The organism is Haloglomus halophilum (assembly GCF_024298885.1).
In the GTDB taxonomy this organism is placed as follows: domain Archaea; phylum Halobacteriota; class Halobacteria; order Halobacteriales; family Haloarculaceae; genus Haloglomus; species Haloglomus halophilum.
The window spans coordinates 3,068,245-3,086,190 of the sequence record NZ_CP101166.1; the positions used below are offsets into that span (position 1 = coordinate 3,068,245).

The window sequence follows — 17,946 nt, forward strand, 5'->3', positions numbered from 1 at the left end:
CGACGAGCCGCCCCGCTACGACCCCGTGTCGTACTTGTACGTCGCCTCGTCCGGGTCGATGCCGAAGTCCTCGGCGGTCTCCTCCGGTTCCTCGGGTTCGTCGACGGCCTCGGCGGCCTGCTTGAACCGCTCGCGCAGTTCCTCGGGCATCCGGAACCGGTCGGGGTCGATGGCCATCGGGATGGCCTCGGGGTCGAGTTCCTCGCGCTTGGCCTCGAGTCGGTCCCGGAGCAGGTCGGGCAGGTCCTCGGTCTCGACGGGGCGGAAGCCGAACTGCGAGAGGTACTCGTGCTGGGAGGTCAGCGAGTACACCCGGTCGAACCCCTCCATCTCCGCGGTGTCGACGAGGCGCTCGATGACGTGGGCACCGACGCCCTGGTTCCGCCAGCCGTCCATCACGCCGATACTGGTCAGTTCGGCTACCTCCGGGTCGCTCGGGGTCGGGTGGTAGCGCAGGCGCCCGAACCCGGCTCGCGTGTCGGACTCGTCGTCGACCGCGATGACGTAGTCCCGTGACCGGAACGCGGTCTCGTCGAGCCCCATAGCCTCGATTCCGTCCAGCAGCCACGCCTCGTCCCGGTTGCGCGCGTCCCGAACGTACATGCCCGACCCTTGACGCCTGCATGGTTAAAGTGTGCAGGCCGCAGGGGCCACACTGGCACGGTCCCCGGCGGCACGGCGGTGCCGGCGCCGGGTACACGCTAAACGAGTTGTCTGTTGTCCGGTTCGGAAGGTTTCTTGTCGGGGCCGGTCCCACCACCGGACACGATGGCACCCGACACCACACTGGAGGAGACCGACCGGGTGGTCTACGAACCGCCCGAGGGGTACGTCGAGGAGACGAACGCCTACGAGTTCGCACAGGAACACGGCTACGACTCGCTCGACGACCTCATCGCGGCCTCGGCCGACGACGTGGAGTGGTTCTGGGATGCGCTCCCGGAGCATCTCGGCGTCGAGTGGTACGAGGCGTACGACGAGGTCCGGGACGACAGCGACGGCCCGCAGTTCACCGAGTGGTACCCCGGCGGGTCCATCAACGTCGCGCACAACACCGTGGACCGCTGGGCCGAACTCGACGCCCCCGAACGCAACCGCGTCGCCATCACCTGGGAGGGCGAGGACGGCGAGGTCCGGGAGACGACCTACCACGAACTCGCACGGCAGTCCAACCAGGTCGCCAACTGCCTCCGCGAGCGTGGTATCGAGAAGGGCGACACGGTGGGCCTGTACATGCCGATGGTGCCGGAGGTGGCCAGCATCATGTACGGCATCTTCATGGCCGGCGCCATCGCGGTCCCCATCTTCTCCGGATTCGGGGTGGACGCTACGGCCACCCGTCTCGAGGACCCCGAGGTGGACCTGCTGTTCACCGCAGACGGGTTCTACCGCCGTGGGAGCGAGGTCGGTCTGAAGGACCCCGCTGACGAGGCCATCGAGGAGGCCGACACCGACGTGGGGAGCGTCGTCGTCTACCGACGGTTCGAGGACTCGGACCCGGCGATGACCGACGGCCGCGACGAGTTCTGGAGCGACGCCGTCGGTCGGCAGGACGACGAGTTCGAGACGGTCGAGACCGACGCCTCGGACGAGTGCATGCTGCTCTACTCGTCGGGGACGACGGGCAAGCCGAAGGGCATCGTCCACACGCACGCCGGTGCGCAGATGCAGGCGGCGAAGGAGATCTACTTCGGCTTCGACCATCAGGACTCGGACCGCTTCTTCTGGGTCAGCGACATCGGCTGGATGATGGGCCCGTGGACCCTCATCGGGAACCACACGTTCGCCGGGAACATCTTCATGTACGAGGGTGCGCCCGACCACCCCGAACCCGACCGCTTCTGGGAGATGATCGACCGGCACGACCTCACCGTCTTCGGCATCTCCCCGACGGCCATCCGGGCACTGCGCAAGAAGGGCGACGAATGGGTCGAGGACCACGACCTCTCCAGCCTCCGCCTGCTCGGCTCGACCGGCGAGCCCTGGGACCCCGAGTCCTGGCTCTGGTTCCACGAGCACGTCGGCGGCGGGGAGTGCCCCATCATCAACATCTCCGGCGGCACGGAGATCTTCGGCTGCTTCCTGATGCCGTTGCCCGGTCAGTCGCTCAAGCCCTGTACGCTGGGCTCGCCGGGGCTGGGGATGGATATCGACATCGTGAACGCGAAAGGCGAGTCCATCCGCGACAGCCACGAACGGGGCTACCTCGTCGCGCGCGATTCGTGCCCCTCGATGACCAAATCGCTCTGGTCGGGCGACGAGCGCTACCTCGAGGAGTACTGGAGTCGATTCGACGATATGTGGGACCACGGCGACTGGGCCCAGGAGGACGAGGACGGCTTCTGGTTCCTCCACGGCCGTGCGGACGACGCGCTCAACGTGGCCGGCCGGAAGGTCGGCCCCGCCGAGGTGGAGGGCGCACTCATCGACCACGACGCCGTCAACGCCGCCGCCGCCATCGGCGTCCCCGACGACACGACCGGCACCGCGGTCGTGACGTTCGTCCAGCTCGAGTCCGGCTACGAGGAGTCCGACGGCCTTCGCGAGGAGCTGCGCGACCACGTCGGCGAGGAGCTGGGCAAGCCGTTCCGCCCCCGCGAACTCCTGTTCGTCGACGACTTCCCGATGACACAGTCCGGGAAAATCGTCCGGCGTGTCATCCAGGCCACCCACGTCGGCGAGGACCTGGGCGACCTCTCGTCCATCGAGAACCCCGGCGCCATCGAGGAGATTGAGGACGCGCGGTGACAACGAGTCTCGTGAAACCGATATCACCTGAGAGATAAGTTCACCTCCGTCGTAAGCCCGGTCATGAGTCAGCAGCCACACGTCGTCGGTATCGCCGGGAGTCTCCGGGACCACAGTTACACCCGCCTGTCGGTCGAGCGTACCCTCCGGGAGGCAGACCGGCGCGGCGCCACCACCGAACTGCTCGACCTCCGGGAGTTCGACCTGCCTGTCTACGATGCCGACGCGGACGAACCCGGCGACGCAGCCCAGTTGGCCGCCGCCGTCCAGCGGGCCGACTCGGTCGTCCTCGGGACGCCCTCCTACCACGGGTCGTACTCCTCGGTGCTGAAGACGGCGCTCGACTACTGTGGTTTCGACGAGTTCGAGGACACGACCGTCGGGCTACTCTGCGTGGCGGGCGGGTCGTTCCCGACGACGCCGCTGGAGCACCTGCGGTCGGTCTGTCGCGCGCTCAACGCCTGGGTCGTCCCGCATCAGGTCGGACTCCCCCGTGTCTCGGGCAAGTACGAGGGCGGGGAACTGGTCGACGAGGGGCTGGCCGAGCGCGTCGACGTGCTGGGTCGGCGTGTCGTCGAGTACGCCAACATCGAACCGGACCCGCGGTGTGCGGAGGCCGTGCAGAACAAGGGCGCCGGGGACTGAGCCGGGTCAGTCCGCGCCGTTGGCCGCCGCGGCGCGCTCCTCGCGGAACGCCTCGAAGGCGGCCTCGCGCTCGGCGCGGACGCTTGCCATCTCTTCCGGGTGGTCGTGGGCGTACGCGAGCGCCCGGTGGACCGTCGCCGGTTCGATGTCGAACTGCGCGGCTACAGCCGACGGCGACGCGCCCGACTCCTCGACCGCCGTGTACAGCGCCCGGACCGGGACCCGACGGCCGGCTACGTGTGGTTCGTCCAGCAGTTCACGCTCGATGACGCCGTCGGTCGTCTCGGCCATGGAGAACGAACGGCCCTACCGCCGGTAGTTGTTGGCACGGCATAACACGCACACTTATCAGCCACGACGCTGCCCGCTGCCGGTTCTCGTGATGACGCCCCGCCCCCCGTCCCCCGCGTCCGCGCGCCGGACCCCGGAACCCTCAAACGGCGGTCGCGCCTACCCTCGGACGTGACAACCTGGGTCGAGAACCCGGAGGGTGGGCGCGCACGCGGGCCTGTCGGCCTCGCGCGGGCGTGGGGCGAGGTGCTGGTGCGGCCGCGCCGGTTCTTCGAGAACGGCGTCGCACCCGGTGACCAGGCGCCCGGCCTCGTCTTCGCTATCGTGGTCACGCTGGTCCACGTCGCGCTCCGAGGGGTGTTCACGCCCGGCTTCTTCCCCGTCTACGGCGGCCGGCCGGTCCTCTCGGCGGTGTTCACCTTCGTCGTCGCGGGGCTGTTCGTCGCGCCGGTGCTGCTGCATCTCACCGCGGCCATCCAGACCGTCCTGCTCCGGCCGTTCGTCCCCGAGCGTGCCGGCGTCTCCGCGACCGTGCAGGTGGTCGCCTACGCCGCCGCGCCGGGCGTGTTCGCCGCCCTGCCGGTGCCCGGCATCCGGCTCGCGGCCGCGCTCTACGGCGCCACGCTCCTCGTGCTGGGGCTGGTGGTCGTCCACGACACCACCGTCGTCCGGGCCGTGGCTGCGGGCGCCGTTCCGGCGCTGCTGGTGTTCGGCTACGCTTTCGGGGGCGTTCCGGCGTTCGAGGCCCTCGCCGGCGTCGACATCGTGCCCGACCCGCGGGTGGGCGCCGGGAACGCACCGTCGTGACACGGACGGCCGTCTGATCGGCGGGCTACATTTTTGCCGCGCCCACGAGTCCGACCGCCATGGAATACACCACCCTCGGCGACACCGGTGTCACCGTCTCGCGACTCTGCCTCGGTTGCATGAGCTTCGGCGACTCGGACTGGCGCGAGTGGGTCCGGGGCGAGGAGTTCGGCCACGAACTCGTCGAGCGCGCCCGCGACCTCGGCATCAACTTCTTCGACACCGCCAACATGTACTCGCGGGGCGAGTCCGAGCGCATCCTCGGCGACGCGCTCGGCGAGGACATCGACGAGCAGGTCATCGCGACGAAGGGCTTCTTCCAGATGGACGACGACGACCCGAACTCGGGTGGGCTCTCCCGCAAGTCCATCGAGCAGGAGCTCGACGCCTCGCGCGAGCGCCTCGGCGTCGACACCATCGACTTCTACCAGACGCACCGCTACGACTACAAGACGCCCGTCGAGGAGACGATGCGCGCGCTGGACGACGCCGTTCGCCGCGAGAAGGTCCGCTACCTCGGCGCGTCCTCGATGTGGGCCCACCAGTTCGCCGACATGCTCCACATGAGCGACCGGCTCGGGCTGGAGCGGTTCGCCACCATGCAGAACCACTACAACCTCGCGTACCGCGAGGAGGAGCGCGAGATGCTCCCGCTCTGTGAACGTGAGGGCATCGGTGTCATGCCGTGGTCGCCGCTGGCACGTGGTTTCCTCGCGCGCCCCCACGAGGAGTACCTCACCACGACCCGCGCCGAGACGGACGACTACGCCCAGGCCCACCCCTACGCCGACAACGGCGGCCGGGAGGTCAACGAGCGCGTCGAGGAACTGGCCGACGAGAAGGACGCCTCCATGGCACAGATCGCGCTGGCGTGGCTGCTCCACAAGGACCGGGTCGACGCGCCCATCATCGGGACCTCCAGCATCGAACACCTCGAGGAGGCCGTCGCCGCGCTGGACATCTCGCTGTCGGACTCCGACATCGAACATCTCGAGGAGCCGTACCGGCCGGTGCCAGTCTCCGGCCACGAGTGAACGTCCCGGAGAATCTCTCAGAACCACACATTACTGAAACATTCTGGGAATATATCATCAGGGCGACGGTGGTTCGTTATATAGGTCACTCCTGGCAGGCGTACAGCGGTCAGTCACGCCGCCGGATCACCAGCAGCGCGCCGGCCAGCAGCGCGCCGAGTAGCGCGCCTGGTGCGCCGAAGCCGGGACCCTCGGCGGCGGTCGGTGACCGCCTGACCACGTCCGACCAGTTGCCCGCTGTCGTCGGCGTGGGCGTCGCGGCCGCGGCCGACCCGCTCCCGGCGCTCGCACTCTCGCCGTCGTCACCGCTTCCGGCGGCGGCCGTCGCGGTGGCGGTCGCCGCGGCGGTCGGCGTCGGGGTCGGTTCTGGCGTCGGCGTGGGCGTCGCCGTGGGTGTGGGGGAGGGGAACGGCGTGCCCTCGTCCGGCGGCGTCCGGGTCGGTGTCGGCTCGGGCGTGGGAGTGGGCGTTGCCGTCGGGGTGGGAGTCGCCGTCGGTGTCGGCGTCGGTGTGGGTTCGGACGGCGGCGGGCCCAGTTTCTCGCGGGCCTCCTGCTCGTTCGCGCAGTCGCAGATGTAGAAGTAGTGGGATTTCACCTTGGTCTGCTCCTCGGTCCCGGCGATGGTCGACGTGAGCTGGTACCAGCCGGGTTCGTCGGGCGTGTCGATGCACCCGGTGACGTAGTTGACGAACTCGTCGCCCTCGTTGAGCGTGGGCGGGGAACCGCCGAAGTCCCCCTCGTCGTAGAAGTCCGCCTTGAACACGTCCTCGGTGATCGTCGTGGACTTGACGTTCTTCGTCAGGCTCTCGTCGATCTCCGTCCCGGGGTCGTCGTTCCCCCGGTCGATGCCGAACGCCTCGGCGTTGCTGGTGCCACAGCCCGCGAAGCCACCCTCCTTCCAGGTGGCCCTGAGGAAGTCGACCTGCGGGACGTCCCGGTTCGGGACGCCGAAGCTCTTCATCTCCCCATCTTCGAGGCCGGGCTGGGGGCTCGGTCGGACGGTGAAGTTCCCCTCCTCGATGCCGTGGCCGGCCGCGACGACGCCACCGGTCCCGTCGAGCGACGTGCCGAGGAGCGTCGGTCCGACGACCCCCGATGCCACGACGGCCACCAGCACCAGTACCGCGAGCGGTTGAGTCCTGTCCATGTTCGTCTCGCTTGGCTGGATGGTGGGGCTATTCCCGGGTATGGGTTGTCCCCTGTATCGAGGGGAAGTTGAAAGTGCGGACGGTTCTGCCCCCGTGACCACGCGACGCTCCCCGTCGCCGTGGCTGCCCCCGTTCGTTTTGAGGGAGCCGGTGTTCGCCCCCGACATGGACCTCGCTGCCGACCAGCAGCGCGACCGGCTGGCCTGGTGGCTGGCCGTCGGCATGCTGGCTGCCCTCCTGGCCTTCGTCGCGCTCAACGTCCTCGGGACCCTCGTCCTCGGGCTGTTCATCTACTACGTCGTCCGTCCGCTCAACGAGCGTGTCGACCGCCATCTACCCTCCGACACGGCCGCGACGGTGACCTTCCTGGGTGTCATCCTCCCGCTGGTCGCGGTGGTGGCCTACATCGTGGTCGTGGCGGTGCGTGAACTGTTCGCGGCGTTCGCGGGCCGGTCGCTCACCGTGAGTGCGCTGCTGGCCCCGTATCTGGACAGCTCGGTCGCAGAGCCCCGCGAAACGACCGTGCGAACCGTCCTGAACCAGCCGATATCCTTCCTGACCAGCAACGCCGGGACGGCCCGCGAGGTCGCCGACGCCGCCCTCGCACTGGTCGGGGCCGCGAGCGGCATCCTGTTCGTCCTGCTGGTGGCGGCGGCGGTCGCGTACTTCCTCCTGCAGGACGGTGACCGGCTCTACCGCTGGTCGCGGGCGAACCTGTTCGCCGAGGAGTCGACGCTCGACGCCTTCCTCCGGACCGTCGACCACGACCTCGAGACGGTCTACCTCGGCAACGTCTTCACGGTCGCGCTGGTCGCCGTCGGCGCCGCCGTCGTCTACAACGGGTACAACTTCCTCGTGCCTGCGCCCGTCGAGATACCGATTCCGACGGCACTCGCACTCGCGACCGGGCTCGCGAGCTTCGTCCCCATCGTCGTGGGCAAACTCGTCTACGTTCCGCTGACGGGTGCGCTGGTGATATCCGCGCTCGGGAACGACACCGGGCTCCTCGTCTACCCCGCCGCGCTGTTCGTCGTGGCGCTCATCTTCCTCGATATCCTCCCGCAGACCGTCATCCGGCCGTATCTCGCCGGACGGGAGCTTCACACCGGCGCGACGATGCTCTCGTACGTCCTCGGTGCCACCGTCTTCGGCTGGTACGGCATCTTCCTCGGGCCACTGGTGCTCGTGCTGGTGGTACATACGTCCCGTATCGTCCTCCCGGAGCTCGTCGCGGGTGAGGAGCTGACGCCGGAGGTCAGTGCGCCGGCCAGCCTGGGCTCCGAGGGGGACCGGACCGAGTGATTCCGCCGTCTGCCACCGGCTCACCGCTCGCGCCGTGCGAGTATCCCGGCGGCGAGGATGCCCGCGACCGCGGCGACCGCCCCGAATCCGGGGCCGCTGGAGGCCGTCGGCGAGCGCTCGACGATGGCCGACCAGTCGCCCGGATTCGTCGCCGTCGGGGTCGCGGCGACCCCACCACTCTCACCGTCGCCCGCGCTGCTGCCTGCACCCGATCCCCCACCGCCGCCCCCACTCGAGGCGCCCGCCCCGGCCGCGGTCGCTGCGTCTGTGGCTGCGGCAGTCGACGTGGGCGTGGGTTCGGGCGTGGGTGTCGTGGTCGCCGTGGGTGTGGGGGAGGGGAACGGCGTGCCCTCCGCCGGTGGCGTCCGGGTCGGTGTGGGTTCGGGGGTGGGGGTGGGCGTTGCCGTCGGGGTCGGGCTTGTCGTGGATGTCGGCGTGGGCTCGGAGGGCGGCGGACCAAGCTGTTGGCGGGCCTCCTGCTCGTTCGCGCAGTCACAGACGTAGAAGTAGTGCGATCTCGCCTCGAAGTTGCCGTTCTTCGAGGCGATGGTCGACCTGACCTGGTACCAGCCGGGGGCGCGGGGCGTGTCGATACAGCTGGTCGTCTTCCCCACCAGCTGGTCCCCCTCGTTGAACGTGGGCGGGGAGCCGCCGAAGTCCCCCTCGTCGTAGAAATCCGCCTTGAACTCGTCCTCGTTCACCTTCGTGGATTTGATGCTGGCGAAGAGGCTCTGGTCGACCTCCGTGCCGGGGTCGTCGTTCCCCCGGTCGATGCCGAACACCTCGGCGTTGCTGGCACCACACCCGGCGAACCCGCCGTCGATCCAGGTGACGCTGACGTAGTCGACCGTCCGGAAGCCCCGCGGCGGGACGCCGTAGTTCTCCATGTCCCCGTCCTCCAGCCCCGGCTGGGGCGTCAGCATCACCCACGTCAGGTTGCCGTCTCCCCCGTGCCCCGTCGTCGCGGCCTGTCCCCCCGTCGTCCCGGGCGCTGGTCCTCCTGCCGCCCCGGACACCGGTCCCCCCGCCACCGCGGCCAGTGCGACCGCCACGACGGCGAGGGAGACGACCTGACGTGTGTGCGTGCCAGTCACAACCGTGACTCCCGGTGACCCACCCAAAACGGTTGTCCCGGGTGTGTCCCCGGATTCAAGTGCCGGCACCGGGATCGTCCCGGTCCTGCCGTCCGTCGACCCTCTCTCCGCCCGTCCACTGACTCCGGCCGTCTGCCGGCTGTCCGACAGCCATCCGCCGGCCGTCGGGCGATATGTGGATGATTACACACTCGACCCCACTTAACAGCATATAAAACATATCACCATTTCACACGGTAGTTATTTGTGAGACGCACCGTACCTCTCGGCCATGCGGTACGTCAAGATCGTCCTCATCCCGGAGTCCGGCGGGCTCCACCCGGCAGAAGAGCGGCTCAGGAACGACCCGGATATCCAGGAGGAGGCCATCCTCCACCTGAACCTGCTCGACGACGGCACGGCCGTGTCGCTCGCGACCCACCGCGGGGACTCCGAGCGACTCCGGGAGATCCTCGGCGGGAGCGGGGACGTGCTCGACTTCGAGGTACTGGACACCGACGACGGCATCCAGACCTACATCCACTTCACGCCCAACGAGACGACCGAGGCCCTGCTCCGGCTCACCCGCGAGTACGAGTTCGTCATCGACACGCCCATCCGATGGGATGCCGACGACAGCGGCGCCGTCCGTGTGGGGCTCATCGGCGACGACGACACGGTCCAGCGCGCCATCGAGAGCGTCCCCGAGAACATCCGCCTCGAACTCGAACAGCTCTCGGAGTACAGCCCCGAGTCACAGGAACTCTCCGCGATGCTCACCGAGCGCCAGAAGGAGATCCTCGATACGGCCGTCGATGTCGGCTACTACGAGGTGCCGCGCCGTGCGACCCACGAGGACATCGCCGAGGCACTGGACCTCTCGACGACGACCGTCGGTGAACACCTCCGGAAGATCGAGGCCCGGATGCTCTCCGAGATCGCCAAGTCGCACTAGACGTTTCTGCCGGCGTCCCGCCACTTCTCCCGGTCCTGTTGTGCGTCCACGGGCGCTCCTGTACCGACGACAGCTACGCCGGAGTGCCCTGCAAGCCTCCGCCCGCTCGCCCCGGCCGCGGTTCACTGTGCTCCTCGTGCTCGCTTCGCTCACGCTACGGTGCTTCCTCCAGGATGGGGAGAGAGCGCTTTGCAGATGGCTTCTACACCCTACAATTCATATATTGTATGGTCTGAAGAGATATGGACGAATATACTGGAAATTCAGGGCCTCTTCTGATGACCTACAGGAAGTCCTCGATGTGGTCGGCGACCTCCTCGGGCGTGTCCCCGACCGGGACGCCGGCGTCGTTGAGCGCGTTGATCTTCGATTCGGCCGTTCCGGTGCCGGAACTGCCGACGATGGCGCCGGCGTGGCCCATCCGCTTGCCCGGCGGCGCCGTGCGGCCGGCGATGAAGCCGGCGACGGGCGTGTCCATGTACTGCGAGATGTAGCGGGCGGCCTCCTCCTCGTCCTCGCCGCCGATCTCGCCGCACATCACGACAGCCTCGGTGTCGGTGTCGGCCTCGAACCGTTCGAGGGCGTCGACGAAGTCCGTCCCGATGATGGGGTCGCCACCGATGCCGACCGCGGTGGTCTGGCCGATGCCGCGCTGGGTGAGGCTATCGACGACCTGGTAGGTCAGGGTGCCCGAGCGTGAGACGAGACCCACGTCGCCCTCGGAGAAGATGTTGCCCGGCAGGATACCGAGTTTGGCCTCCCCGGGCGTGATGACGCCGGGGCAGTTCGGGCCCACCAGGGCGGTGTCCGTCTCGCCGAGCCGCTTGTAGACGGAGGCCATGTCCTGCTGCGGGATGCCCTCCGTGATGGCCACGACGAGGTCGACCGGGGAGTCCAGCGCCTCGAACAGCGCGTCCGCGGCGAACGCCGGCGGGACGAAGACGACGGCCGCGTCGGCGTCCTCCTCGCGGGCCGCGCCCGCGACCGTGTCGTACACCGGAACGCCGGCGACCTCCTGGCCGCCCTTCCCGGGGACGGCGCCGGCCACGACGTTCGTTCCGTACTCGATCATCTGCTCGGCGTGGAACTTGCCCTCCCCGCCGGTGATGCCCTGTACCACCACGCGCGTCTCGTCGTCGACTAGGATACTCATTGGTCCACCTCCTCGGCCCGCGCCACGGCACGCTGCACCGCGTCCTCGAGCGTGCCCTGTACCTCGACCAGATCCGTGTTCAGGATCTCCATCCCCTCCTCGGCGTTCGTCCCCGCGAGGCGGACGACGACGGGCTTGGGGATCTCGTCGAACTGTTCGAGTGCCGCGTTGATGCCCTTCGCGACCTCGTCACCGCGGGTGATGCCGCCGAAGATGTTGAACACGACCGAATCGACGTTCTCGTCGGAGAACACCATGTCCAGCGCGTTCGCGACGCGTTCGGCCTTCGCGCCGCCCCCGATGTCGAGGAAGTTGGCGGGTTCGCCGCCGTAGTAGTCCACGAGGTCAAGCGTCGTCATCACCAGCCCCGCACCGTTGCCGATGATGCCGACGTTGCCCGAGAGCCGGACGTAGTCGAAGCCGTACTCGTTGGCCTTGGCCTCCAGCTCGTCGCCGGCGGTCTCGTCCTCCATCTCGGCGAGGTCCGGATGCCGGAACAGGGCGTCCTCGTCGATGTTCATGACCGCGTCCGCGGCGATGACCTCGTCGTCGGCCGTGACCATCAGCGGGTTGATCTCCGTCTCCGTGGCGTCGCGGTCGTCCCAGAGGCTGTACAGCGTCGTGAGCACCGAGGCCACGTCGCCGGCCACGTCGCGGTCGACGCCGGCGTCGTAGACCGCGCGGCGGGCCTGGTACGGGTGCAGGCCGAACGCCGGGTCGACGTGCTCGCGGGCGATGGCGTCGGGGTTCTCGGCGGCGACCTCCTCGATGTCGACGCCACCCTTCGTCGAGACCATCGCGACGGGTCGGCCCTCGTTGCGGTCCATCGTGACGCCGATGTACAGCTCGTTGACGAAGTCGACGGCCTCCTCGACGAGGACGCTGTCGACGTGGAGCCCCTTGAGGTCCATCCCGATGATGCGCTCGGCCGCCTCGCGGGCCTCGTCGGCGTTCTCGACCAGTTCGATGCCGCCGGCCTTGCCGCGGCCGCCGACCTGCACCTGTGCCTTGATGGCGACCGGGTAGCCGATGTCGTCGGCTGCAGCGACCGCCTCGTCGGCGGTCTCGGCGAGCTGCGAGGCCGGCGTCGGAATCCCGGCGTCGGCGAAGACACCCTTCGCCTGGTACTCGTGGAGTTTCATCTGACGCACGGGCCTTCCCGTGACGGCGAGTTAGTTGTACCGGAACCGGGCATAGCCGGGTGCCGGGTCGACGCGTGTCCAGTCGGTCCGAGGAACACGCGCCGGCGTAAGTGTTACCCCGACGGCCGCGAATAGGATGGATATGAGCAGCACCGCCGACGAGGGAGGCGCCGACCCCGGCGAGACGGCCGAGCAGCGCCCCGAGATCCGCGTCACCGAGGAGGCCGCCGAGCAGGCGCTCGGCCTCCTGACCGGCGAGGACCTGGACACGGACGTGGCCGGACTCCGGTTGTTCGTCCAGCAGGGCGGATGTGCGGGCCTCTCGTACGGGATGCGCTTCGACGACGCGCCCGAGGACGACGACACCGTCTACGAACATCACGACCTGCGCGTGTTCGTCGACCCCGCGAGCATGAACTACATCGAGGGCTCCGTGCTCGACTTCGAGGGTGGCCTGCAGGGCGCGGGCTTCACCGTCGAGAACCCGAACGTTGTCTCCGAATGTGGCTGTGGCGAGTCGTTCCGGACCTGAGACTCGAGCTTTCTTCCCGTTCGGGTTCCGCGTTCGGGAGAGCTTCGCTCTCCCGCAGCCCATCAGAAATCGAAGATTTCTGAGGACGCCGGAGGCGCGGAACCGCTCACGGCAAAGAACGTTCAGAAAAAAGCCGGCCCTCACTCTGCTCGGGCCGGTGAAACGCGCTCGCTCACTTCGTTCGCGAGGACTCCGCTCGCGCGTATGCAGCGAACCTGGCATCTCAAAATGGGTTCCTCTTCATCTATTACGTCTCGCCTTATATGCAAAAATCCCATATAAAATATAAAATCGCACGTTTGTGTCTGGAATATATCTCTAACTCAATATATAGTGGTGGTACGGTAGTCCGTTCGGATGCTGTGCATACCGCGCCGCAGGCGCGATTTCACTCGTCCGAGGTGCGTGGTGAGCCGGCCGTAGGCCGGCGAACCCGACGCCGAGGACGAGCCTTTTTTCTGAACGTTCTTTGCGCAAGTGGTTCGCGCAGAGCGCCGGCCGCAGGCCGGCGCACAAGCGAACCCGCCGCGGAAAAAAGCTCTATTCCAGCTCGAAGGCGACCTCGACCTCGACCTGGTATTCCCGGCCGCTGACGCTGGCCATCTCGACGCCCATGTCCTGCACCTCGGCCCAGTGGATGTTCTCGATGGTGTAGTCCGCGCGGTCCAGCGCGTTGTCGACGGCGGCTTCGAAGCTCTTCTCGCTGGTCCCGATGAGTACTATCTTCTTGTAGACGCTCATGTCCGAGCGATTGGTTTCGGCGGCTCCTAATTAAAGGTGTGTGCCGGGCGCGGAAGGAACCCGCTCTCGTGTCTCGGTTCCAGGCAGCGTCGTGCTTCAGCCGCCCGAACCGTGGTCCGGGCTCTATCCGCCGAGCCGCCGCGCGATGGCGCCAGCGACATCCGAGAGGTAGGCGGTTCCCCAGCCCGCCACGACGACCGCGCCGACGCTGTCGAAGACGAGGTCGAGCATCGAGTCGCCGAGCCCGTACTGTGTGAGGACGGCGTCGCTGCCGGTCAGCGCGGCGGCCTCGCCGATGGTGAACTCGATGACCTCCCAGAGGACGCCGAACGCGAGCGTCACGAGCAGGATGAAGACGAACATGAAGCGTGGGGGAAGCCGTATCTCGTCGGTGTGCAGGTCGACCGCCCGCGCGGTCGCGTAGCCGGCCGCGGCCACGACCGACGCGGAGAGCGCGTGCGTGACGTGGTCGTACCACCAGACGCTGGCGTAGAGGTTCTGTGGCGAGCCGGGGAAGCCGACGACCCCGACGGCGTGGAGGAACACCGCGCCGGTGATCCACAGCGTCAGCGCGGGGTCCATCGGGATGCCGTAGTCCCGCTCCAGCAGCGGGACGAGCTGTGTCACGGCGAGGCCGACCGCCGTGTTGACGATGATGCCGGTGTCGCGGTCCCAGATGCCGACGAGCAGGATGCCCACGAGGACGAGTTCCATCGCCCAGGCGAGGCGCGCCTGCGTGTCGGTGTCGATGCCGAGGTGGTCGCGGAGTCTCACTGGTCTCCCCCCTGGCGCCCGTCACGGTTCCGGGCTCGGGTGAGAGGCGAGTCGACGGATTGCTCGGCGACGGTCTGCTCGAAGGACTCCTTGTCGGCCCGCAGCTCGGCCTCCACGTCGGCCGGCAGCCGCTCGTGGCGGGCCCGCCGGCGCCGGAAGTACAGGTCGAAGATGACGCCGGCACCGACGCCCGCGACCGTCGAGTAGACGAACTCCAGCATCACGTTCCGCTCGATGACGTGCTCGTCGAGCCCCGGCTTCAGGAGGAACGTCGTTCCGAGCAGCGTATCGACGCCGAACCGGACGACCGCCCAGACGCCCGCCGCGGCCATCGTCGCGATGGCGACGAAGACGACGGCGAATGCAGCGTTCATCTCGACCGGCGTGAAGACGTGGAGGTTGACGGCGACGATGAGCGCGACCGCCGCGACCGCGAGGTACGTCGCCAGCGCGCCCGTCCCGATACCCGCGAGGATGGTGAACGGTCTGGCGAGCAGCGGCAGCGCCGCCAGCGCCAGGACCTCCCACGGCAGCATCGCCAGCGGGTTCTTGAACCGGACGGGTGGCTGCAGCGCGAGTATCGCAACCGACGCGGCGAAGGCTGCCCACGCCAACTCGCCGATAACGGCGTTCCCGACCGCGACCAGCAGGACGAATCCGACGAGCGCCCACGCGAGCAACGCGTTCAGGCGTTCGTCCTCGACGAACCGGTCCAGCTCTGTAGCCATCAGCGGTACTCCGCCCCGAGCGCACAAAGCGTTCGGGGGAACCGGCCGGGCGGCGTTCGGATGGTCGACTGGAACGGACCGGGAGCGATTCACCGTCCGGAGTCACGGAGTGGCGTCTCTCTCGGAACCCTCTGTGTATCCCCCAGCTGCTGGTGCATCCCCTAGAGCCGCCTGCGTGCATCCCCCAGAGCTGTCGGTGCATCCCCTAGAGCCGCCTGCGTGCATCCCCCTGCGCCCCCCGTCACGACTGGCAGTACGCGCCGTCGATCAGCGCACCGTTACAGTTGATCGAGACCTCGGCGCGAGCAACGTCGGCTACATCGCCCTCGACGGAGTGGCTGACGTTGATCGTGCCCGAGTCCCCCGGCGCGACCTCGTCGCCCTTGGCGTACCCCCTGCTGCCCTGAATCGTGTCCCCTTCGCTGTCGTACAACGACATCTCGTAGTTGTACTCCGAGAGGTCCGTGGTCTGGTCTCCCGTGTTGCGGACCGTGGTGAACATGAGGATCTTGTTGCTGTTCCCTCCCTGTCGTTCGAGGTCGACTATCTCGAGTCCCTCGACTGCACTTTCCCCGGTCGCTGTGAGCCCACTTCCCTGGCCGGTGGTGTCGGACGGGGACGCCCCCGTCTGGCTATCCGTCGTCTCGTCGCTGCCGTCCCCGGAGTCGTCGGGACCGCCATCGTCGGTCGTCCCGTCTCCGCCACTCGAACAGCCGGCGAGACCGACCACGAGACCGGTCCCGAGACACGCCAGCACCCGGCGCCTGGGACTCTCCTCGGTCACACTGCACCACCCACGGTGCCGGTCGTCGGCTGCTGTCGGGTCGATGCTCCTCTCACAGACCGGTTCCGCGACTTTGGTCGCATGCCCTGTCACCTAACGCCGGGACAGGCGAGATATTACTACTGGCTGGAGATCTGCTCACGACATGAGCAAATAAAAGGCCGACCCATCGTGTAGGCACGAGTATGTCGTCGGATTCGGACGTCGAAGCGGTACTCGACCTCGTCGCGAAGCGGATCGACGTTCTCAGGCTTCTGGACGGTGAGCGCGTACGGAAGCGGACGATAGCGGAGGAACTCGACTACTCCCGATCGACGGTCAACCGAACGATTACGGCGCTCACGGATGCGGGACTGGTCGACGACGCTCCAGGCGGCTGTCAGGCGACCGTCGTCGGTTCGCTCCTGGCCGAGCAGTACGATGCGTACGTACGAGGGGTTGCCGACGTCCTGACGCATCGGCAGTTGCTCGCCTCGTTCCCGCTGGACGCGGAGTTCTCCCCGAAGGTACTGGCGGACGCAGAGGTGAGTGTGCCCAGGGGTTCGAGCCCGTACGAGCCCTACCATGCCATCGAGGCACTGCTGGAGCGCGCCAGCGGGCAGGTGCGAGTGTACGTACCGACGTTCACGAACCCGCGTGGTATCGAACTGGCGACGCGGCTCTCGGCGGAATTCGACGTCGAGATCATCTTCGACCGGGAACTGGTCAGGGAACTGCGCTCCGATATCCCCGACGAGGTCGAGACGCTGTCACAACTGGAGAAGTTCACGGGCTACGAGACGACGGACGGGCCCGACTACTCACTCATCGTTGTCGACACCGAATCGGGAGCGGAAGGTGCTGTCATCGTTCACTCCACGGAGCGGGAACTCCTCGGATGTATCGTGACTGGAGCCCCAGACGCCACCCGCTGGCTGGAACAACGGTACTCGGACATCCGAGCCGAAAGCGAGCGTCTGGATACGCTTCCCTGAACTCGTCTCTGCTCGTCGTCCACCGGCTGCCCGAGGACTGCCTGTTCCCGACGCTGCATCGTTGGCAGTCGGGGGCGTCCATCCAGTTGCCTCAACCCAGCAGCAGGTAGCCCGCCGTGTACGCGACGGCTGCGAGCGTGACGGCCGCGAGCCCCGAGAGCGCCGCCCGCTCGACCCCGTGCCAGCGGTCCGGAGCGGTACGGACCTCCCGGACTGCCGAGGCGGCCGTCACGAGGAGGCCGATCCCGAGCAGCGGGAAGACGAAGTGGTAGGAGACATCGAGCGTCGGCGCCGGGACGAGGGCGGCCGCGCCGGCGTACCCCAGGCCGAGGCCGGCCCGGCGGTCGATGCGCGCGGCGAGCGCCCCCGGCGCGGGCCAGGTCGGGAGCGCGTCGTCGCGGAGCCACACCAGCACGAGCGCTGCGAGCCAGGCGGTCCCGAGTTCGACGAACAGGGCTCCGAGGAGATGTAGCGTCGGGTCCGGCGAGAGCACGACGCGCTCGGTGAGGAGGGTCACGTCGAACGGGTAGGCCAGCGCGGGCGGCTCGCCGGTGAACAGGTCGCCGAACGGGTGCGTGAGCGTTCCGACCGCCGCCGCGGCCGCGATGGCGAGCGGTGTGTGACGGAGGCGGACCCGCCCGACCCGGGCGAGGCCGAACACGGCCACGCCGAACGCGGCCAGCACGACCGCCCCCAGCGCCCCGGAGACGAGGAACGCGACGGCGACGAGCCCCGCGACCCCGAAGGTCGCGCCGAGGCGCCCCCGTCGGGTGCCGGTCGCCCAGGCGCCGGCGGCGAGGCTCGCGACGGCGGCGACGACCAGCGAGTGGGTCACCGCGCGGTGGACCTCGTTGCCGGCCATCCAGAAGCCCGCCGCGGCGTCGAGCGGGCCACTCGCCCCGAGGACCCCGACGGGGGCGTAGAGGATGTCGACATCGGGCGCGAGGCCGAACGCGCCCGCGAGCAGGCCAAGCGAGAGCGCACGCTCGGCCGACCAGCCGCGTGCGCGTGCGAGCGCCGCGACCAGCGCGAACGCCAGCAGTCCGTGGCCCACGAACATCACCCGGGGTACGTCGCGGGAGCGAATAAGCGACGCGGCCGCCGCGGCTCGCCTC

19 protein-coding genes are annotated in these 17,946 nt (G+C 68.3%); 8 read left to right on the forward strand and 11 right to left on the reverse strand.

The window, feature by feature from the left end; translation table 11 throughout:
* Positions 1-15 precede the first annotated feature (15 nt).
* A complete protein-coding gene (locus tag NL114_RS14905; RefSeq protein WP_254821708.1) occupies positions 16-603 on the reverse strand; it encodes a GNAT family N-acetyltransferase in 588 nt (195 codons plus the stop codon).
* Between the two features lie 165 nt (positions 604-768).
* On the opposite strand from NL114_RS14905, the gene NL114_RS14910 reads away from it, so the two are divergent.
* A complete protein-coding gene (locus NL114_RS14910) occupies positions 769-2,748 on the forward strand; it encodes an AMP-binding protein (RefSeq protein ID WP_254821709.1) in 1,980 nt (659 codons plus the stop codon).
* Between the two features lie 63 nt (positions 2,749-2,811).
* Positions 2,812-3,393: an NADPH-dependent FMN reductase gene (locus tag NL114_RS14915; protein WP_254821710.1), complete on the forward strand. Its 582-nt coding sequence runs from the start codon at positions 2,812-2,814 to the stop codon at positions 3,391-3,393.
* A 6-nt stretch (positions 3,394-3,399) separates the two neighbouring features.
* Here the strand turns inward: NL114_RS14915 and NL114_RS14920 are convergent, their stop codons facing one another.
* Positions 3,400-3,684 carry a DUF433 domain-containing protein gene (locus NL114_RS14920; protein WP_254821711.1) on the reverse strand — a complete coding sequence of 95 codons (285 nt, stop codon included), beginning with the start codon at positions 3,682-3,684 and terminating at the stop codon, positions 3,400-3,402.
* A gap of 171 nt (positions 3,685-3,855) precedes the next feature.
* Between NL114_RS14920 and NL114_RS14925 the strand changes: the two genes are divergently transcribed.
* Entirely contained in the window at positions 3,856-4,491 is a 636-nt protein-coding gene (locus NL114_RS14925) for a YIP1 family protein (protein ID WP_254821712.1), read from the forward strand.
* A gap of 59 nt (positions 4,492-4,550) precedes the next feature.
* Positions 4,551-5,525 (forward strand): aldo/keto reductase, encoded by a 975-nt coding sequence (locus tag NL114_RS14930; RefSeq protein WP_254821713.1) that lies wholly within the window; start codon positions 4,551-4,553, stop codon positions 5,523-5,525.
* 109 nt (positions 5,526-5,634) lie between these two features.
* Here NL114_RS14930 and NL114_RS14935 read toward each other — a convergent pair whose 3' ends face one another.
* Positions 5,635-6,672 carry a hypothetical protein gene (locus tag NL114_RS14935; protein ID WP_254821714.1) on the reverse strand — a complete coding sequence of 346 codons (1,038 nt, stop codon included), beginning with the start codon at positions 6,670-6,672 and terminating at the stop codon, positions 5,635-5,637.
* Positions 6,673-6,838: 166 nt separating this feature from the next.
* Here NL114_RS14935 and NL114_RS14940 point away from each other — a divergent pair, with 166 nt between their 5' ends.
* Positions 6,839-7,975 (forward strand): AI-2E family transporter, encoded by a 1,137-nt coding sequence (locus tag NL114_RS14940; RefSeq protein ID WP_254821715.1) that lies wholly within the window; start codon positions 6,839-6,841, stop codon positions 7,973-7,975.
* A 20-nt stretch (positions 7,976-7,995) separates the two neighbouring features.
* On the opposite strand, the gene NL114_RS14945 is transcribed toward NL114_RS14940, so the two are convergent.
* Complete coding sequence (locus tag NL114_RS14945; RefSeq protein ID WP_254821716.1) at positions 7,996-9,069, reverse strand: PGF-CTERM sorting domain-containing protein; 1,074 nt, start codon at positions 9,067-9,069, stop codon at positions 7,996-7,998.
* Positions 9,070-9,340: 271 nt separating this feature from the next.
* Between NL114_RS14945 and NL114_RS14950 the strand changes: the two genes are divergently transcribed.
* On the forward strand, positions 9,341-10,003 hold the full coding sequence (locus NL114_RS14950; RefSeq protein ID WP_254821717.1) for a helix-turn-helix domain-containing protein: 663 nt from the start codon (positions 9,341-9,343) through the stop codon (positions 10,001-10,003).
* A 283-nt stretch (positions 10,004-10,286) separates the two neighbouring features.
* Here the strand turns inward: NL114_RS14950 and sucD are convergent, their stop codons facing one another.
* Together sucD and sucC are read right to left on the reverse strand one after the other, a co-directional pair.
* On the reverse strand, positions 10,287-11,156 hold the full coding sequence (gene sucD / locus NL114_RS14955) for a succinate--CoA ligase subunit alpha (protein WP_254821718.1): 870 nt from the start codon (positions 11,154-11,156) through the stop codon (positions 10,287-10,289).
* Positions 11,153-12,298: an ADP-forming succinate--CoA ligase subunit beta gene (gene sucC, locus NL114_RS14960; RefSeq protein WP_254821719.1), complete on the reverse strand. Its 1,146-nt coding sequence runs from the start codon at positions 12,296-12,298 to the stop codon at positions 11,153-11,155. The genes sucD and sucC overlap by 4 nt, the downstream gene beginning before the upstream one ends.
* Positions 12,299-12,440: 142 nt before the next feature.
* On the opposite strand from sucC, the gene NL114_RS14965 reads away from it, so the two are divergent.
* A complete protein-coding gene (locus tag NL114_RS14965) occupies positions 12,441-12,830 on the forward strand; it encodes a HesB/IscA family protein (RefSeq protein WP_254821720.1) in 390 nt (129 codons plus the stop codon).
* 540 nt (positions 12,831-13,370) lie between these two features.
* On the opposite strand, the gene NL114_RS14970 is transcribed toward NL114_RS14965, so the two are convergent.
* The 4 genes from NL114_RS14970 to NL114_RS14985 form a co-directional block, all read right to left on the reverse strand.
* Positions 13,371-13,571, reverse strand: a complete 201-nt coding sequence (locus tag NL114_RS14970) for a dodecin (RefSeq protein WP_254821721.1) — start codon at positions 13,569-13,571, stop codon at positions 13,371-13,373.
* A gap of 123 nt (positions 13,572-13,694) precedes the next feature.
* Entirely contained in the window at positions 13,695-14,345 is a 651-nt protein-coding gene (locus NL114_RS14975; RefSeq protein WP_254821722.1) for a DUF2238 domain-containing protein, read from the reverse strand.
* The gene (locus tag NL114_RS14980) at positions 14,342-15,073 is read right to left on the reverse strand and encodes a hypothetical protein (protein WP_350355377.1); all 732 of its coding nucleotides are present in this window, start codon (positions 15,071-15,073) and stop codon (positions 14,342-14,344) included. The genes NL114_RS14975 and NL114_RS14980 overlap by 4 nt, the downstream gene beginning before the upstream one ends.
* 241 nt (positions 15,074-15,314) lie before the next feature.
* Positions 15,315-15,857: a hypothetical protein gene (locus tag NL114_RS14985; protein WP_254821723.1), complete on the reverse strand. Its 543-nt coding sequence runs from the start codon at positions 15,855-15,857 to the stop codon at positions 15,315-15,317.
* Between the two features lie 185 nt (positions 15,858-16,042).
* Between NL114_RS14985 and NL114_RS14990 the strand changes: the two genes are divergently transcribed.
* Positions 16,043-16,831, forward strand: coding sequence for a helix-turn-helix transcriptional regulator (locus NL114_RS14990; protein ID WP_254821724.1), 789 nt, complete (start codon positions 16,043-16,045; stop codon positions 16,829-16,831).
* A gap of 91 nt (positions 16,832-16,922) precedes the next feature.
* Here NL114_RS14990 and NL114_RS14995 read toward each other — a convergent pair whose 3' ends face one another.
* On the reverse strand, positions 16,923-17,891 hold the full coding sequence (locus NL114_RS14995; protein ID WP_254821725.1) for a metal-dependent hydrolase: 969 nt from the start codon (positions 17,889-17,891) through the stop codon (positions 16,923-16,925).
* Positions 17,892-17,946: the final 55 nt, after the last annotated feature.

Coding starts and splice junctions, on each gene's coding strand:
- NL114_RS14905 (WP_254821708.1), bottom strand. CDS start 603: ATGTACGTTCGGGACGCGCGCAACCGGGACGAGGCGTGGCTGCTGGAC.
- NL114_RS14910 (WP_254821709.1), top strand. CDS start 769: ATGGCACCCGACACCACACTGGAGGAGACCGACCGGGTGGTCTACGAA.
- NL114_RS14915 (WP_254821710.1), top strand. CDS start 2,812: ATGAGTCAGCAGCCACACGTCGTCGGTATCGCCGGGAGTCTCCGGGAC.
- NL114_RS14920 (WP_254821711.1), bottom strand. CDS start 3,684: ATGGCCGAGACGACCGACGGCGTCATCGAGCGTGAACTGCTGGACGAA.
- NL114_RS14930 (WP_254821713.1), top strand. CDS start 4,551: ATGGAATACACCACCCTCGGCGACACCGGTGTCACCGTCTCGCGACTC.
- NL114_RS14935 (WP_254821714.1), bottom strand. CDS start 6,672: ATGGACAGGACTCAACCGCTCGCGGTACTGGTGCTGGTGGCCGTCGTG.
- NL114_RS14940 (WP_254821715.1), top strand. CDS start 6,839: ATGGACCTCGCTGCCGACCAGCAGCGCGACCGGCTGGCCTGGTGGCTG.
- NL114_RS14950 (WP_254821717.1), top strand. CDS start 9,341: ATGCGGTACGTCAAGATCGTCCTCATCCCGGAGTCCGGCGGGCTCCAC.
- sucD (WP_254821718.1), bottom strand. CDS start 11,156: ATGAGTATCCTAGTCGACGACGAGACGCGCGTGGTGGTACAGGGCATC.
- sucC (WP_254821719.1), bottom strand. CDS start 12,298: ATGAAACTCCACGAGTACCAGGCGAAGGGTGTCTTCGCCGACGCCGGG.
- NL114_RS14965 (WP_254821720.1), top strand. CDS start 12,441: ATGAGCAGCACCGCCGACGAGGGAGGCGCCGACCCCGGCGAGACGGCC.
- NL114_RS14970 (WP_254821721.1), bottom strand. CDS start 13,571: ATGAGCGTCTACAAGAAGATAGTACTCATCGGGACCAGCGAGAAGAGC.
- NL114_RS14980 (WP_350355377.1), bottom strand. CDS start 15,073: ATGGCTACAGAGCTGGACCGGTTCGTCGAGGACGAACGCCTGAACGCG.
- NL114_RS14990 (WP_254821724.1), top strand. CDS start 16,043: ATGTCGTCGGATTCGGACGTCGAAGCGGTACTCGACCTCGTCGCGAAG.
- NL114_RS14995 (WP_254821725.1), bottom strand. CDS start 17,891: ATGTTCGTGGGCCACGGACTGCTGGCGTTCGCGCTGGTCGCGGCGCTC.